7 protein-coding genes and 1 pseudogene are annotated in these 18,632 nt (G+C 36.0%); 5 read left to right on the plus strand and 3 right to left on the minus strand.

The features are described 5' to 3' along the window. Positions 1-611: 611 nt before the first annotated feature. Positions 612-4,169, plus strand: a complete 3,558-nt coding sequence (locus tag GQ590_RS10380; RefSeq protein WP_160406353.1) for a hypothetical protein — start codon at positions 612-614, stop codon at positions 4,167-4,169. Next, positions 4,169-13,855 (plus strand): SdrD B-like domain-containing protein, encoded by a 9,687-nt coding sequence (locus GQ590_RS10385; RefSeq protein ID WP_160406352.1) that lies wholly within the window; start codon positions 4,169-4,171, stop codon positions 13,853-13,855. The genes GQ590_RS10380 and GQ590_RS10385 overlap by 1 nt, the downstream gene beginning before the upstream one ends. Before the next feature lie 268 nt (positions 13,856-14,123). Here the strand turns inward: GQ590_RS10385 and GQ590_RS10390 are convergent, their stop codons facing one another. Then, a complete protein-coding gene (locus GQ590_RS10390; protein ID WP_160406351.1) occupies positions 14,124-14,300 on the minus strand; it encodes a hypothetical protein in 177 nt (58 codons plus the stop codon). A 370-nt stretch (positions 14,301-14,670) separates the two neighbouring features. Between GQ590_RS10390 and GQ590_RS10395 the strand changes: the two genes are divergently transcribed. The 3 genes and pseudogenes from GQ590_RS10395 to GQ590_RS10405 all read left to right on the plus strand — a co-directional run bounded on the left by GQ590_RS10395 (position 14,671) and on the right by GQ590_RS10405 (position 16,559). Further along, entirely contained in the window at positions 14,671-14,841 is a 171-nt protein-coding gene (locus tag GQ590_RS10395) for a hypothetical protein (RefSeq protein WP_160406350.1), read from the plus strand. Positions 14,842-14,850: 9 nt separating this feature from the next. Then, entirely contained in the window at positions 14,851-15,450 is a 600-nt protein-coding gene (locus GQ590_RS10400; protein WP_237397865.1) for a DUF4123 domain-containing protein, read from the plus strand. A gap of 37 nt (positions 15,451-15,487) precedes the next feature. Further along, positions 15,488-16,559, plus strand: a pseudogene (locus tag GQ590_RS10405) (IS3 family transposase). Positions 16,560-16,638: 79 nt separating this feature from the next. On the opposite strand, the gene GQ590_RS10410 reads toward GQ590_RS10405, so the two are convergent. After that, entirely contained in the window at positions 16,639-17,508 is an 870-nt protein-coding gene (locus tag GQ590_RS10410) for a hypothetical protein (protein ID WP_160406348.1), read from the minus strand. A gap of 66 nt (positions 17,509-17,574) precedes the next feature. Continuing rightward, positions 17,575-18,546 carry an ATP-binding cassette domain-containing protein gene (locus tag GQ590_RS12515; RefSeq protein ID WP_160406347.1) on the minus strand — a complete coding sequence of 324 codons (972 nt, stop codon included), beginning with the start codon at positions 18,544-18,546 and terminating at the stop codon, positions 17,575-17,577. Between the last annotated feature and the right edge of the window lie 86 nt (positions 18,547-18,632).

Raw genomic sequence — 18,632 nt, forward strand, 5'->3', positions numbered from 1 at the left:
ATTATTAAAATCAAATTATTCCTCAAAAATTAATATTCAAATAACCCCAAATACATAATCTGTAGGAGAAAGCCAATGGTTAGGCTACTGACTATAAAGCGTTTAGCCAAAATTGGTGATAGTTATTTTTCTTTATGATATCAGCCCTTATCGCTTGTTTGTGATTGGGCGTTAATTTTGTTTTTTTGTGTATATTCATTACAGTATTTTCTCAAATTACTGTAAATAACACGAGGAATTTTAACAAATAATTATTGAATATTTGTAATGATAAATGTATTATTACGACGAAAATTTTTTGATAATTAATCGTAAATAATTTTTATTTTGTAATTATCTTTAAATTAATTGTTCGGGCATCAATCATCTTTGTTGGTATTAACTTTATATTTAAAACCAATACTAACTAAACGGTCTTTGATAGTTACTATAAATTGTAAAGCCATAAATTCATTTTTTATGGCGATGGAAGGTTATTATATAAATTGCGGATGCGTTAATGGAAATTGTTGTATTAACTAACTAATAAATAGAATGTTATCGTTACTGATAGTGGTTTATGGTTAATTAAAAAATAAACAATTGACATTAAGAAAAAGGAAGTAAGAGTAATGAAAAAACATAACTGGGCTCGGCATTTGCCTTGCCTGGGTGTAAGTGCTGCTTTTTTATTTAGTTCAAATACTATTTATGCTAACACACACCATGTACCTAAACTAAATGTTATTCGAGATGAATTTAATACAGAAGAGAAACTTAATCTCAGTATTTATAATCCAAAAGTGAAATTAACCTCTGATGGATTATTTACCACGCCAATAGGGTTTTATGTTTACACCAACTACCCAACCAAAATAGCCGAGTATCAAATCACAATTTACCGGCAATCAGATTTGGATAATCAACACCCTTTAAAAACGTTACGCTTTAGTGATATTAGCCCTTATGAAGCAGTATTATGGAATGGTGATACCAATAATGGTGAACCATTATCGATTGATACAGAATATAAAGCGATTTTAACCACAACCAGTCATACAGGTTTAAAAGATAATGTTTATGCGGTGATGTTTCGTACTCTTGGTCATGGTGTAACTCAAGAAAGCGATTTTGTATCCTATACTAAATCAAACGTCGAAGCTGATTTGGTTAATAATGATACGTTATTTTATGGTCAGCTAAAATCCGACAGTACTATTCCTGGTTTTGGGCAAAGTCGTATCGATCATCAAGGTATTGTTACAGATGCTCAAGATCGTAAAGTTGTGATACAAATGAGCGGATTGAGCGATAAGAAAGAAGTCACGTTAAATGGTCAGCGATTGGTGGTGGATAATCATGGTCGTGCCATGCGTGAGATGATTTTATCTCCGGGCGAATATCAATTTAATTTAAGTTGGCAAGATGAAAATGGTCAACTTCAATCCCAAAATGAGACATTGGTTGTTGAACAAGAAGACGATATTTTTTACGTAGGTATTGTAGATATCACTTATGCACAAAATAATGTGACAGGTGAAGGTAAAGCCATATTAGAAGAGGCTGACAGTCATCATTATAGTGGTAAAGGTAGTTGGGACGGTCGAGTTGCGTTCTATTTGAAGGCAAATAAAGGTGATTACCGTTTAACGGCCCATTTAGATACTACTGAAACTAAATTGAAAAATGCGTTTGGGCATTTAGGTGAAAAAGACCCGAGTCGTTTTGTACGAGAGATTGACCCACAATCTTACTATCCAATTTATGGCGATGATTCGACAACTGAAAGCGATGTTGATACGGAAGGTAAGTTTTATATCAAATTAGAAAAAGGCAAAAGTTACGGTTTATGGGGTAATTACAACACTCAAATTACAGGTAATGAGTTTGCTAATTTTAATCGCAGTTTATACGGAGCAAAATTATACCATGAAAGCGAGGAAACCACACAATATGGAGATACGCGCACGTTAGCAACGGTGTTTTTATCTAATGGAGAGACACGAGGTAGCCATAATGAACTGGCCTCAACGGGAGGTAGTTTATACTTTCTAAAACATCAACGTATTACTGAAGGCAGTTTAAAACTGTCGATTGAAGTGCGTGACCGTAACACCGGTCGGGTCATTAGTACTAGCACGTTAACTGAAGGTGTGGATTATGAAGTTAATCAGTTTCAGGGACGGGTGATGTTAACCAAAGCGTTGCCAATGACCAGTAATGGTGACGTAGGCAGTTCAATTATTGAAGGCGGTGGTAACTTAGTCGGTGGCGATCCTGTGTGGATTATCGCTGAATATGAATATTATGCCGATGGTTTTGATTTAGACGGTCAAAAAGTGTTTGGTGGACGAGCTTATAATTGGCTCAATGACCATATTCGTATTGGCGGGACCTATATTAATGAAGACCAGTCAAGTGGTGATAATTATGAATTGAAAGGAGTTGATTTAATTCTTCGCCCAACTCAAGGTACCCATACTCAAATGGAATATGCTAAAACCAAAGCGGGATTAAGTGATATTTTTGTTTCAAGCAATGGGGGATTGTCATTTAATCAAACGGTACTGTCAGGTGATACACGAGGTGCTGCGTGGAAAGTTGAGCAAAAAATTGATTTCAATGATTTTACTGAGCAAGATATTCCATTGACCTTTAAAGGTTACTACTCAAAACAGCAGGAAGGTTTTTCAACTTTTGCTAAAGCGCGCAGCAGTGATTTAGAAGAGTGGGGCGGTGAACTGCGTTATGATTTTGAGCAAGACAAACAAGGTGTACTTGTGGGTTACAGTCAGGAAAATGACAAGGCTAACTATATTGAAAAAATTACGCGTGCGCAGTATTACACTACCTTAGGTGATGAGTATAAAGCCGCATTTGAGTTACTACACCGCAATGACCATAATTATGGTGAAAAGAGCACACATGAAGCATTAATTGCCGCTAAATTGGAGCGCAGTTTTTTTGGTGGTCGGGATAAAGGGTATATTATTCAGCAATTAACCATGGCCAAATCGGGTGATGTGGCAGATGATAACCGTACCACGATTGGTTATAACTCACAAATTACCGATAGTATTAATGTTGGTGCAGAAATTTTTGCATCCAATCGGGGAGCTGGTGGGGGGCTTCAGGCGGGTTGGGATGTCAATGAGCAGACTAATTTGTACACAAAACTTTTAAATGATGTGGATTCTACTTCCGGACGTGGTATTACCACGGTAGTGGGAGGGCGCACCAAAGCGACTAGTGAGCTGGAGCTCTATTCTGAGCGTCAATTTAAAACCAGCAAAATCGATCATACCACTTCTGATGTGTATGGCGTCAGTTATAAACCTACCGAAGCGCAATTTATTGAAGGCTCTTACTCAGTGGGGCGTGTAAACAACCGTAATCGTGACCGCACCAGTTTATCGGGACATGATGAAACCCGTCGTGATGTTTATGCGGCTGGTTACGGCTATAAAAATGATTGGTTTCAAATTCGTAACCGTCTGGAATATCGGATTGATCAAGGGGATGACCGAATAAGACAATGGGTGACCACCAATCGGGCAAAAACCATTGTCAGTGAAAACCTAAGCTGGTTGGCTCAGTTTGATTTTGCCAAAACTTTTGGTAATAAAGATAATTCGAATGATGTGGTAAGCAACTATACCGAATCAATGCTAGGTTTTGCTTATCGTCCAAAATTAATAAATAACCTGAATTTATTTGGGAAACTTACCTATGTTTATGGGTTAGATCCTGACGATCAGCTGATAGCGAATTCAACCTCATCGAGTGGAAAACGATATACCTCAAGTTTGTATGACCAAAAGAGTTGGGTATGGTCGTTAGAAGGGGTTTATGAATGGAATGCAAATTGGGAAACGGCGTTTAAAGCAGCCCATAGGCAAGGTCATTTACGTTATAAAAATGAAAGTAATTGGTACTCATCAGGAGCAAGTTTGTATGCACTGCGTATAAATTATAAAACAGGCGATTGGGAGTATCAGGTAGAAGGTCGTACGTTACGTACTGATTTAGCGAATGACCATAAAGATGGTTTTGTTACCAGCATTTATCGCAATATTGGCGATAATATTAAAATGGGCGTGGGTTATAATTTTACGGATTATAACGATAACTTAACACACCTGAACTATCGTTCACACGGTTGGTTTGTCAATGTAGTAGGGAGTTTCTAATGGACAGTTGGCAAAGTGTAGAAATTGAAAAAGTTAAAATGCAAGTTGAAAGGAAATTACGCATATCAGGAGATGAGATAATGCGAACTGAGCATAATGCAACAGTGGATATGAAAGCGAAAAGTAGCAGGAAAACATGTGGCTATGGACAAAAGCCAATGTTCAAATGTGCAAAAGGATTCTTGGCTTCAGCCTTTATATCATTGATGACGATATCGGCGGCAAACGCGTTTCCGGTATCCGGTACGGTCTATTTGGACTATGATAACACGGCAACAAAAACCGAGATGCCATTAATTGGTTTGAAGGTTGAATTATATGATGATAAAGGAAATTTAGTCTCTAATGCTGACACAGATAGCAAAGGAAAATACGTATTAGAAGCACCAGCTTTAACCACCTATAAAGTTGTCGCAAAAACAGACAAAGATGAGGTCGTAGAAGATTCAGTCACACTCATAGCAGACACCGGTGAATCGAAAAATCTATTTTTAAAAGGTAAGGGTGGCGACATTCAGTTATCGATAAAAGATGATAAAGGAATGGGCGCAAAAAATATTCCAGTTAAATTCATTAATTCAGCGGTAGCTGGTGAATTGGAAATGGCATCTAAAGATAGCGGTGTGATAGAGATCAAAAATACGTTAAAAGAAATTTCGTATATCGCTGTAATCAATGTAAATTCTTTTATAGAAGATGCAAGTAATGCAAAAAAATATGCATTATGGGATGCTACATTACCGGATAATACACATGATTATGTAGAGAGCATGACATTCAATATGGACGGCGCCAATAAAACAGGTGCCTTCAATATTAAAGAGCGTAATGAATGGGGTATTGATGGTATAGTTGCAATCGATCAGGATAATAATGGTATCTATGGTGCCGATGTTGATACGGGTGCAATAGGGATGAATGTTGAGCTTTACTATCCGGGCACGACAACCAAAGTATTGGGCACAAAAACCATTACCACAAAGGAAAATGGTAAATACCATTTTGAAAATTTAGCTGTAGAAAGCTACGATATTAAAGTGACCAATGTTGCAGCACCTTATAACCCAGTAGGGAAAATGGAAGCAAAAGTTACAATATCGAACTCAACAGCTTTGACTAGTGGTCCAGACTTTTTACTGCAAATAGACCAAAATGACACTAAGTTACCTGGTATATCAGGTTATGTATTTGTTCTATCAGATCAACATATGCCAATGGGGCCTGATTCAGGTAAAGCTTATAATACTATGCCAGTGGCAAACAGTATTTACTTTGAAACTCCAGTAGAACTTTACCAACATGATGGAGTGACATGGAAAAAGATAGCGACTCAAAAATCGAATAAAAAAAATGGGCTATATCAATTTCGAGGCTTGGCTAGTGGCAAAGATTATAAGGTTGTTCTTAAAGAATCAGGCATAGATTTAAACAAATATGCTTTTGTCAATGATACTGATGGTAAATCGTCTAGCACTTCACCAGAATCAAGAAGCCGTCATAAAGGTAGAGTAACTTTAAGTAATGGCAAACAGGATAATATTGGACCAAGAGAAATTACGATACCTAGTTTAGGACAAGGAATAAAGTCTAATCAAAACTTTTGGTATTCTCAGGTACGTTCTGAGTTAGGTATGCTTAAGGTAGTAAGTAATATGGCTACCGCTAATAATAGATCAACTTGGGGGGGAAGTCTTAATGGTATTTCAACAACAACAGCCTCGACTTACATGAAAGTGTCTTTTTATGAGGAAGATGGCGTTACTCCAGTTCTTGATTCAAAAGGAAAACCATTAGTTGGAACTTACAATAGTCCTGGTTACTATGGTTTAGTAGGAAACTTAAGAGTACCGGTAGATCGTGCAGGTATATACGTTTATAAAATAGATGAAATTAATGATGGACTGATAATTGATCGTTCAACTAGTGACTATGTATTAACAATATTACCAAGTAAATCAGTGGATAGTAATATGGTTTTTAAACCTGAAAAACCAAATACTATTTCAGGTTATATCTACCTCAACAATAGTCATCCTGGTACTACAGGCAATTATGATCCCAATGTTGATATTCCTATTAGCGCTGCTCGAGTTTCCTTATATCGCAAACTACCTAATGGAAATTACAATTTAATTACGGATTTTGGTACAAATAGTGATGGTTTTTATAATCTGACCAACCTACCTGATGGTGAATATAAAGTTTATGCTAAACCACTTTTGGGTAGTCAAAGTAATGTTGGGTCAAATGATGTTGAGCTTGAAAACAATGATCAAGGCACAGGAGTACAGAAAAACCAATCAGTTATTGAATTAAATATCAGTGGTGGCAAGGTCTATAATACTAACACTAATTTTTGGTATAAGCTGAAACAACAAGATTATATTATTCGTGGCAGTGTTCACATAGACACAAATGATGAAGACGGTAAGAATAAGCTCAATGCACCACATGATTTCGGCCTTTTCGATGCAACCGTTTTACTTTGCCGTGACGGTAATGAAGATGATTGTATCGTTGGTGGTAAAAATTATATTGTCCATCAAATTACAGATAAAACTGGTGAATTTAAATTTACCGGCAGTGATGGTATTCGTTCTGGCGTAAATTACATGATTAAAGCTGTACGTTCAGGAACCACTCCTGTAACCAACAGTAGTGAAGAGCTTGCATCAACTTATACTGTGAAATTTGATAAGCTCGGACCACCAATAATTAAACGCTTTTTAATGCAAGGTGTTGCTGATGTTAATGTGTATCCTGTCAATGATTTAGATGGTGATGGTAAACTTAAAGGACTATCTACGCTTGAAAATGGAAATGGCAAATCTGTATTCTATTACTGGGATGGCAGTACTTATCAAGAGTGGAAAAAAGGTCTTGGAAACTTTTTTAATTCGGTTTTACTAAGAAATCTACCACAAGGAAAATACCGTATAATTCACAACACAGCTGGGAATTATATCGATATTGCAGATATGGATCCTGAAACACCTGAAGGTACCTTAGACTTTGAAGTATTAGCGGATGGAACACTTGCTAATGGTATGAGTAACGAGCAATATTTGATGCAAGCAATTCTAGCAGCTTCAAGTGTATCTGAAGGTGTATCTGGTAAAATTTACTTAGATATTACTGGATCTGGAAAAATTGGTGAGGCTGTTATACTGACCGAAGATGAATTAACTAATTATAATAAAGGTGTTTTGAGTGTAGAAGGGATTTTTACACCACGGATCTATCCAGGTTACTTTACTGGTAGTGTTGATTCAATTTTGTCAAAACCTGATTTTATTGATAATGATGTGCAAAAAAACGGAGGTTTTGCTTACACTAAAGCAAATTCAACTCGTGGTAACATATATTTGACAAATATGTTATTACAATTAAAAGGTCTTGATACCAATCAATTTGAACTAGTTGCTAATAGTAGTCAACCTAAAGAAAGCTATTTACCAGATAATATAAAAAATAATCTGGAATATATGCAAGTTACGCCTAATAATTCAGGTGCACCTAATCAATATTGGTTATTGAAACTAAAAAATAATACCCAAATCAGTGGTCAACTTTATTATGACATTGATGATAACAGTATTTTTGAAGCCGATAAAAATGATGTGCCAATTTCAGGTGTGAGAGTTGAACTATATCGAAAAGGTGTGTTTTATAGCTACACGAAAACTGATGAACAGGGTAAATATAAATTTGAAAACCTATTTGATGACACCTATACCGTTAAAGTCACTGATACAGGTTTAGATAAGAGCCGATATGAATTGAAAAGCTCATCTAATTCTGCCGACGATATCAAAATTTCCCCAACAACGCCGTCTGTTTCGGGTGGTGATTTGGACTTTATCTATAAGAAGAATGGTGATGCTGCCATTACTGGTAAGGTTGTGGTTGATATTAACAATAATGGTCGTTTAGATATTAATTTTGATAAAACTGGTGATATGGCGGTATCCGGTGTCAGGGTTAACTTATATAAAAATGCGATTGACACAAATACTGAACCTTACCGTCATGTTGAAACCAATGATAAAGGATACTATAGCTTTAGCGGTATTGATTTAAATACCACCTATATTGTGGAAGTGGTATTGCCAGAAGGTTATGGGGTTATCTCTAACGCCAATGACAATAGTAACACCAGTTTGGCACCAATTATGTTTGCCGATGTGGGGAGAACAGAGCAAAATCAATACTTTTTATTAGCGGGTAATACAAACCCTAACCCGTCAGCGGGGATTAATAGTTCGGAAGCAAAAGACAGTGGTATTTCTGGTAAAGCTGTAGTCGATGATATTAATTCGGAAAAACCTATCGCTGATATTCTTATTGGATTAATTGACGCAAATGGAAATATGGTTGCCCGTCAAAAAACCAACAGTGAAGGAGAATACCATTTTTATAACCTGATGAATGGTAAGTACAGTATTAATGTGGTTACTTCACCGGACGGTTATTCGCTGATCAGAAACAGTAAAGGTACTGCTCAACCATTAGATACGCTATCGAACATCCAATTAACTAATAAGGGTGAACATAAAAATAACTTCTATTATAAGGAAGCTAGTGTAAATGGTATTTCGGGTAATATTTATGTTGATTTTAACGATAGTAATAATTTAAAGGATTTAAATAACTTAAATACCTATGCTCACTTACTTGACAGTAAAATAAAGGCAACTGTTGAGTTACATAAAGGATTAGATGGCAAAGGAGAGCTATTGCTGTCAAAAGAAACAGTTGATGGTGCATATCAATTTGCAAATCTGATGTTTGGCGATACAGCAGACTACTCTGTTGTGTTGAAAATGGATACCTTGCCTGACTATGACTTTAAGTTAAGTAAAGCTGGCACAAATGCAAAAGATATTATTATTCCGATTGCAAAATTACCGCAAGAAGGTTCACCGGATAACCACTATCTGGTAGTAGGTAAACAACAAATTGGAGGTCATGTCTGGATAGATATTAATGGAGATAAAGTTGAAGATAGTGATGAAGGTATTAACGACATAAATGTAACTTTAAAATATAAACCAGCCGATGCAAAGGAATATGTTACCCTGTCTCAAACTCAGACCTCAAATACAGGTGAATATCTATTTAATAAATTACCGAAAAATGGTAACTATCAGGTTGTGGTTAGTACCCCAACAGGTACGGCATTGATACCTGATAAAGAAATCACCGGTAACAGTGATGTCTATACCTATTCATCATTGCAAGATAATGAGTTAAAAAATAGCACAGCGTATAAATATATCGGTGAGATTAATGGTCATATTAGTATTGATGTGGACAATAGCCAAAATAAAACGGCTGTAGATGCTAATTTAACCGGAATTAAGCTTATTTTAACCAACAAAAATGACAATACCATCGCTAAAAAAGTGACGACAGATGATGACGGCAACTTTAGTGTGGATAATTTGCCTTTAGGTGATTGGGTCATTACCGCAGATAGTTCACAAGATGTGAATGATTGGAGTGGTTATCAATTAAGCTATACCAATAATGGTGGAATTAATACAACTGCGGTTGCCAAGGACTTATCATTAACCGTTACTCTTTCAGACAAACAGCCTAATGTTAATGGGATAGAGATTGGTTACAGTGGAAGTTCTGTGATCAAAGGTTATGTGGTGCTTGATACCGACAATAATGGTAAATATAGCACAGATGATATGGGATTAGGTGAATTAACACCAAAATTGACGTTAACTTCAGCTACTCAAGCATCCGGATTTACCGATAGAGAAATAACGATTGACAAAACAAGTGGTTATTTTGAAGTAACTGGGTTAAGCAAACATGATTATGAGTTAGTACTAGATGACAGTAATATTACTAATAAAGGTTATAAACTGGTCTTTAGTCCAAATGAAACAACGCCAGATACGGCAAGTAATACTGTAGTATTTAAGGTAAATGGTCCGAAAGACGATAGCTTCTCAAAAGATACTGTAGCTGAAGACCAAGCATTTGGTTATTCAATCAATCGTACGATATCTGGCAACGTATATCTAGATGTTGTTGGTATTGGTACAGATAAAGGTCATCAAGACTTTAATCCAGTATTGGCCGGTGCGGAAGTAAAAGCAGAAGCAATCGTCGATGGTAAAAAATTAACTCGTATCGAAAAAGCGAACAACGATGGTAGATTCACGTTACCTAACATCATTAATGGTGAGTGGTTTGTATCGGTATCACATCCAACAAGAGTTGATTTAATATACAGTTATTTTGTTGAAAAAGCGGTGTCGCCAAATAAAGAAAGTGCCGATGGTATTAGCTATAACGTAGAGGCAAGTACGGCAACTACTATTGAACTGGATTTAGGCATGAAAGGACAAAGTAGCATTAGTGGTAAGATTGTTTATGACAATGACACCAGTGGTGATCTTTCTGCTGCAGATACAGGTGTTGAAGGTTTAACTGTAGTATTGGGTAATGCAGATGATAAAACTCAAAGTTACTTAAGTGTATCGACCAATAGCCAAGGTGAATTTCATATTGCTAATTTATCGCAACATGACTATACACTAAAAGTGACAGACCCGTTGCGTAAGTTAAATGGTTATCAATTGAGCTTTAGTCCAAATGGTAAAAGCGAAATTGAGACGCTAAAAGTGAGTATGGATAAAACTGACTTAACTGAACAAAATTTTGGTTATCAAGGCAACTTAGGTATTAGTGGCCATGTTTATCAGGATATTTTAGGTAATGGTATACATGATGCGACAAACTATCCGTTATTGTCAGATGTAGAAATTACGGCAGTCAGTGTAGCAAATAGTGATATTAAATATACGGCAAAAACTGACAGTACTGGTAAGTATAGTTTTGATACTTTAGTGCAAGGTAAATGGAAAATTAGCGTGACGAAATACCCGTCAGGCTGGCAATACAGCTACGTTGACTTTGTTTCACAAAATCCAATAACCAGTAATGGTGCAGGTGAAGTCATTGTTGAAGTAACGCCTGAAGCATTGGTAAGAAGAGGTGCTGGTTATAGCATAGACTTCGGTGCGAAAGGGAGTGCACAAATCAGTGGTCGTGTTGTAATTGATATGGATACAACGGACGGAAATTCGGTGATGGATATTGACCAACCACTAGCCAATATTCCAGTTCGTTTAAAAATGACAGGTGCAACTGGCTCAGGACAAGTAGAGGTTAAAACTGATGCAAAAGGCCAATACCATTTTGATGGATTAACCGCTTATGATAAATATGAAGTAGAAGTTGATGATAATGTAAACGAATTACAAGGTTATGAAATCAGCTTCAGCCCTGACAGCCCTGCGAATAAGCGTACTGTTGTTGACGTTACTAGTGTAACGGCACAAGTTACGGATGTTGACTATGGCTATAAAGGCCAAGGTAGTTTAGCAGGAACAATTTATCGCGATTATGCAGGTAAAGGGGTTCACGCAGATTACTTTGGTACCTTAGCCGATGTAAAGGTAAGTGTAAAAAATGTAAATAACAATGCCATTGTACTGACAGCAGTTAGTGATGAAAACGGTCATTACCAAATTGAACATATGGCTGCCGGTAAGTGGCAAGTAAGTATTGCCCCACCAGCAGGCTATGATTTTAGTTATGTAGGTGAAACCCAAGGTAATACTGGTGCGTCTGTAGCTAATGGCGTTGAGATTGAACTTAACGCAACAGCAAATACCAAATCGAAAGTCAATTTTGGTGTGAAAGGTCAGGCGAGCATCAGCGGTCAGGTTGTCATTGATGTCGATCCTGATGATGGTCAAGTCATTGCCCCACAGGATATTGGTATTGATACCATCTATGATAACTATGCTGTTGAGCTTTATGTTGGTGAACATTTAGTGAATGCTACTGAGGTAAAAACCAGTGGTAGTGATGTAACTGGATTAGGTCAATACCAATTTGAAAACTTGTCACATGGCATTGATTATCAGGTTAAAGTGAAAAGCCCAAGTAACAGCTATATCAGTAGCTTTATGTTAGTTGATACGACAATTACTCCTTCAACGAATCAAACTGATAACGAAATGAGTGAGACGTATCAATTTGCTCAGCCAACGGATAAAGTTGAAGGGGTAAGTTTTGCATGGAAAGGTAATGCTAGTATCAGCGGTAAGATTTACTTAGATAAAGATGATGATGGCATTTACACTGCAGAAACAGACTCTAGTATTAATGAGGTAGTGACTGTAACGTTAACCAATGAAGCGAATCCTGATATTCAAGTTACTCGCACAATTAAGGCCGGTGAAGTCAGCTATGAGGTTGCCAATATTATCCCTGGTAAGTGGAATATTGTTGTCAGTGGCATACCGACTACCCTAATGGCAAGTTTTGACCCTGATGATGCCCACCATGATGCTAATGGCTCGTTAAAAACACCACAAACCGTGGATATGGCAATCGTGGATGTGGTAGGTAATTTAACTGACCAAAACTTTGGTTATATCAATGGAGGTATTATCGAAGGTAAGTTAGTTCAAGACAGTGCCGGCACTGGTTTGACGGGGCTAGCTAACCACCCAGGATTATCAGGGGTAAATGTCTACCTGCTAGACAGTAATAAAAAACATGTTATGGATAAAACAGGCAAACCAATGTTATCAACAACGGATAATAAAGGTAAGTTCAGCTTCCGTAACTTAGCGGTAGGAAGTCATGATGGTAACAGCATTACCCATAATATTCGGGTTCTTTACGGTGAATACAATGATGGGGTTGTTAGTTCAAATAGCAACAGTCCATTGTATGAGAAAGTACCTTTCTTTGAAAAATATACTGATATCAAAGGTAATGCCATTGAGCATGATCAAATAGATATATCTGCCCCGCCGTCATCAGTGACGTATAACGGTATGGGTGGTGCGCATACGATACCAGTAGCATTAAAAGATATGTCGATTACTTTTGCGAGTGCTGAGGTAAATGATATGGCGTTGGGTTACCGTGCAGCAGATGCGGATATTACTATCATCAAAACAGCGTTAAAAGATAACGTGGTGGTGGGTGATATTGTACCGTATACCCTTAAAGTCATTAACAATAAAGCACAAACAGCAAATATCAAAATTAAAGATATTTTACCGGCTGGCTTTAAATTTGTTAAGGGTTCATCACGAATTAATGGTAAGAAAGTGATGGATCCGAAAGGTGGCAGAACGGTGACGTATGAAAAGGTAAGTTTATCGGGTAATGGTGAAATGGTCATTAGTTACATGTTAGTTGTAGGCTCAGGTGTTACTCAAGGCGAGTATACCAATACGGCTATGGCGCTAAATACATTAACTGGTAAGGTGGTGTCAAATATAGCACAAGCAACAGTGACAGTGACGTCAGATCCATTATTTGATGACGCTTTAATTTTCGGAAAAGTGTTTGTTGACAGAAATGGTAATGGTGTGCAGGATGAAGGTGAAGAAGGCCTTGGTGGCGTGAAATTAATCACGGTACGCGGAGAAATTATCACAACTGATGCACATGGTCGTTACCATTTAGTTGGCGTATCTGGCGGTCGTTGGGAGCGTGGCGGTAACTTTGTTATCAAACTTGACCCAAGAAGCTTACCGAAGGAATACCGTGTTAGTGGACGTAATCCTAAAGTAGTAAGGGTATCACCAGGCTTACCAAGTAAAGTCGACTTTGGTGTGATAGAAGTCCAGCCATAATTATTTAACCTAGATAAAAAACAGACAAGGATGTCTGTCATTGAAATATGGAATGGCAACACATTTTCAAACAAAAAAATTAAGGGGTAAGTGTTTTTTTAAATTCAACGGGAGGTAAGTAGCCTAACGAAGAATGTAATCGTTTATGATTATATCAATAAGCATAAGCCGGAAAAGCGCGTTTTAACTCAGCCGCTTAGTTGAAACGTTGGCCTTTTACAAATTCCGTTTTAATTGTTTTAAATGTCGCTTCCGCTACCCTTTGTCATTAGGTTAAATCCGCAACAACAATTTGTTCTTTATCACCTACATCAAATTGTCGTTGCAGGTGATTTTTGTCAAAAAGTTTCAGGAACGCACTACGTTTATGTAAAAAAATCACACTTAAGTTATAAAAAGCTAGCCAAGCAATAAAAAACAGCAGCCCCACATTAAGTGGGGCCATTTATTGGTTTATTTTGCCGGTTATTTTGTAAAAAATATTCCGGAGTCTATACCGTTAAACCGAATAAAGCGATTTCAAGCAAAACGCCTTATGCGTTTTTAGCGAATTATCTTAACCATGAAATGTAACAACGTGGTGTTTTCCTGCAAAAAATAAACAAAATAATTTATACAGCAAAAAACGATAAAAACAGATTATTTAAATAATATCGTTAAAAAATATTGTTTCAATAAAAAAATAACGTATTTTAAATAAGCAAATACATTTATTTTCGATTTCTTAACAGTTCTATAGTGGGGATGTTGTTGGTGATATTGATTAATCATAATGTTAATTATTATTTTGTTTTATTTCATGGCGTGAGCAAATTATGTTAGATATGCCACTAGCTAACTGGCGCACCATTACCGCCAACTCATCCATGCCGCTATATGCGGTGCTTTCTAACGTCAGTGATGCGCAAGCGGTTAAAAATTATTATATTGCCGATGGCTCGCAAACGCCTTATGGGCTTTATACTGGCACCCCTTACGAGCACTGATTTTCAGTGATGCCAATGCTTGTTAGGCTTGATGAGCACAGCCCTTTTTTAGATTGGGTAAACAACACCGAGTACAAAGACTGGGGTTGGCTGGCGCGCTCTCATTTACCCTTTGAAGACATCTGCGCGCATTTACGCAGCTTAACTCAAGCCATTATGCCCGATGGCGAAACAGTATTTTTTCGCTATTGGGATGGTGAGTACCTGTCAATTATGCTCGATTATTTTACCGATAGTTGGCAAGACGTGCTTCCTGCCTTTGCTTTTTATTGGATTAATCACCAATCGCACGTGGTGCATGTGCCGTTTGAACAAGCTGTGCAAACATCGCCTTGGTGGCAGGTGCCACAGCCACTGATTGACACCATAGTACAAACTACACTGACACCTTTAATCAGTAATATGTTGTTATGGTTAAAAGAAAATAATTTACCCCTGTATGATGCCTTTCCAGAGTCATTAATCAAACAAAAAATTATGCATTTAGCCACTAAGTACAAATCAAAAACAGCAGACAAGCAAATGACACAGCAATTAGTTGTAGCATTACAACAAGAGTTGCAATTAGCAACTGTAACTACTCCCCAAAATAGCACAACAAAAAAGTAGAAAATTCTCTATGATAAAAGTAAAAGAGGATTTAAACATGAAAAAAATGACTGAACATCAAATCATCGCTATTTTAAAAGAAGCTGAAGCGGGTATTCCCGTTAAAGAGCTTTGCCGTAAATATGGCATGGGCAACTCGACTTTTTATAAGTGGCGAGAAAAATATGGCGGAATGGAAAGCTCAGATATCAAACGCTAAAAAGAGCTTGAGGCAGAAAAGCGCAAACTTAAACAGATGTTTGCTGAGTTAAGTTTAAAATCCCAACTTCAGGAAGAAATTATAAAAAAGCTGTAATGCCCACGCAGGAACGTAAAACGTGGGCGGAAAAGCGACAAGCAACACATTCAATTACAATTGCAATGAGTTGCGCAATAATGGGACTAAGTCGCAGTGCTTATTATTATCAACCTAAGTTACCGGATGACTCGATGATTATTGCGATATTGAGCGATATCGCAGAAAGACATTTACGTTGGGGTTTTCCTAAATGTTTTCATCGCATTAGAAAGCTCGGTTATCAATGGAATCATAAACGGGTGTATTGTGAGTTGAAACTTAATCTCAGGGTAAAGCGTAAAAAACGTATCCCCCCACGAACACCAGAAAAGCTATTGGCTCCTAATAAACAAGTGAATGTTGGTCAATGGATTTTATGAGTGACAGTAGTTGTAATCAACGTCGCTTTAGGACATTCAATGTCATCGATGACTTTAATCGTGAGGCGTTAGGCATTGATATTGCAGTCAGTTTACCTGTAGGTAGAATCATTCGTTATCTGGATAAACTGGCCGAATATCATGGGTATCCATTAAAAATACGGGTCGATAATGGACCGGAATTTACTGGAAAAACGTTTACTAATTGGGCAAAATCACATGGTATTACTATTGATTATATTGAGCCTGGTAGCCCATATCAAAACGGCTATATTGAACGATTTAACCGGACTTATCGAACCGAGGTGTTAGATTTATATCTTTTTAACAACCTAGAGCAAGCAAGGAGAATGACTGAAGAATGGCTAACCATTTATAATACCGAAAGACCGCATGAGGCACTAAATAATATGACGCCGATTGAGTATAAAACACTAAAACAAGCAGCTTAATTTTCTACATGAGTTGTGTACTAAGTTTGGAGTATTTACATTATTATTTTCTCAGCATTGAATAATAGAAAGTAAAAAATTATTTTAGTTCATAAAGCCTAACCCAAAGTCGCTTATTCTTAAAGTCAATCTTTACTATATTTTTACTAAGAAAATCATGTCCTACTATACCATCCGATTGAAATTCATCTGGAATAGAATCTAGAATAACAGCCTCAATGTTATCATTAATAATATTATTAAAATTAATAGATACAAATTTATCATCGCTTTCATCATTATTAATTATAGTTGTTTTTGGTGAAAGTGATTGCTCTTTTAAAATTGAAGTAGTGGCAGCACTATCTAAGATCATATTATAATTTTTTATACCATCAGACATATTTATCACCAAACCTTCGCTATTAACTTGAAAGGGAGCTGAAATCCATTTTTCATCTAAATCATTAGAAATATCCTCGTAATCAGATATTGTTATTTTACTTTCAGGGTAATTAATAGTTAATACATAATCCTTAAAAAGACCTAATCCAATAACGGGATTATCTAAACCTTTATTCTCTTTGTTAACATCTGTATCATCGTTTAAATAATTGAATCCCCAATATTTATATTCTGCAACAGAAACTTTTTTAAAATTGAATGAATTTATACATAAATTTTCAATAATATATGATCGAGACTCTATGATATTACCAGATAGATCTATATATCTTATTTTTTTCGATTGCTCTGATTTATTCGGTATTTTATTAATTAAATCTATTGGTAAATATAAGGCTTCTTTTGCTCCTGTATCAAATGTTAATAAAATTTTTTCGTCTTCAATATTCATTGGTATATGTGCTAAATTATATTTAGCATCAAAAACAAGATCCCAAATTATTTCTAAACTTTGAACATAATTACTTGTTAATAATATAATAAAAAAAATTGATATTTTCTTCATAAAAATTAATTCCTTTTCTTTAAAATAAAAACAGTAAAGATTTAAATAATTTAATCTTATTTAATCTCAATTAAGTGTATCAGAAATGATTGAACCTTGATCAAGTATAACTACTCTATCTGCCATTTTTATGGTTTCAGGCCTATGCGCAACAACAATTTTTGAAAAATGATAACCGAGCATCGAAGTATTGACAGCGTTCTCATTTGTGACATCTAAATGGCTAGTTGCTTCATCTAATGCTAGAATTGTAGGTTCTCTATAAAGTGCTCTAGCTAATAATATTCTTTGCTTCTGTCCACCAGATAATCCAGAGCCTATGTCACCAATTATTGTATTATATTTCATTGGCATTTTAATTATTTCATCATGAATAACAGCTTTTAAAGCACAAAACTTTATTTTTTCTTGATTAGGTTCTGAATCAAAAAAACAAATATTATCTGCTATTGTACCTGCAAATAACTGATCATCTTGCATAATAGTTCCAAATAATTTTCTATACTTATTAATATCTAAATCAGAAAGAAGTGTGTTACCAATAAAAATTTGTCCTTCATAAGGCTCTAAAAGTCTTAAAATTAATTTCAAAAGTGTTGTTTTGCCACATCCAGACACTCCTGTTATAGCTATACACTGCCCCATGGGTATTGTTAAGTTTATATTCTTTAGAATATCAGGTTCATGTTCTGAATAGCGAAAAGATACATTTACAAGCTTAATAGTAAAATCTGAAATTACTTTCGTATCAACAATTTGGTCTATTTTTTGATAGTTTTCTTTAGAGCTAAAAACAATATCCGCTAAACGTTCTACATGAAGTTTTAACATTGATATTTCACATATTTTATCTATTAAAGATACAATTTTATCTGATAGTTGTTCTTTATAACTCATAAACGCAAAAAGCATACCAATTGAAAATAAATTATCTAAGATTAATGAGGCAGCGATCCAAATAACTATAATTTTGTCTAAACTAAAAATTAGAGTATTAGCAAGCTGGTGTAAATACCCCAAACTTAGTACAAAACCCACATAGAAAATCACGCTGCCTGTTTTTGTGTTTTAAATTCAATCGGCGTCATATTATTTAGTGCCTCATGCGGTCTTTCGGTATTATA

It is taken from the genome of Gilliamella sp. Lep-s35 (assembly GCF_009795845.1).
Taxonomy (GTDB): Bacteria; Pseudomonadota; Gammaproteobacteria; order Enterobacterales; family Orbaceae; genus Gilliamella.

Excerpts from the sequence above, each read along its gene's own strand:
- GQ590_RS10390 (WP_160406351.1), bottom strand. The coding sequence starts at position 14,300 with ATGGCCCCACTTAATGTGGGGCTGCTGTTTTTTATTGCTTGGCTAGCT.
- GQ590_RS10395 (WP_160406350.1), top strand. The coding sequence starts at position 14,671 with ATGTTAGATATGCCACTAGCTAACTGGCGCACCATTACCGCCAACTCA.
- GQ590_RS10400 (WP_237397865.1), top strand. The coding sequence starts at position 14,851 with ATGCCAATGCTTGTTAGGCTTGATGAGCACAGCCCTTTTTTAGATTGG.
- GQ590_RS10385 (WP_160406352.1), top strand. The coding sequence starts at position 4,169 with ATGGACAGTTGGCAAAGTGTAGAAATTGAAAAAGTTAAAATGCAAGTT.
- GQ590_RS10410 (WP_160406348.1), bottom strand. The coding sequence starts at position 17,508 with ATGAAGAAAATATCAATTTTTTTTATTATATTATTAACAAGTAATTAT.
- GQ590_RS10380 (WP_160406353.1), top strand. The coding sequence starts at position 612 with ATGAAAAAACATAACTGGGCTCGGCATTTGCCTTGCCTGGGTGTAAGT.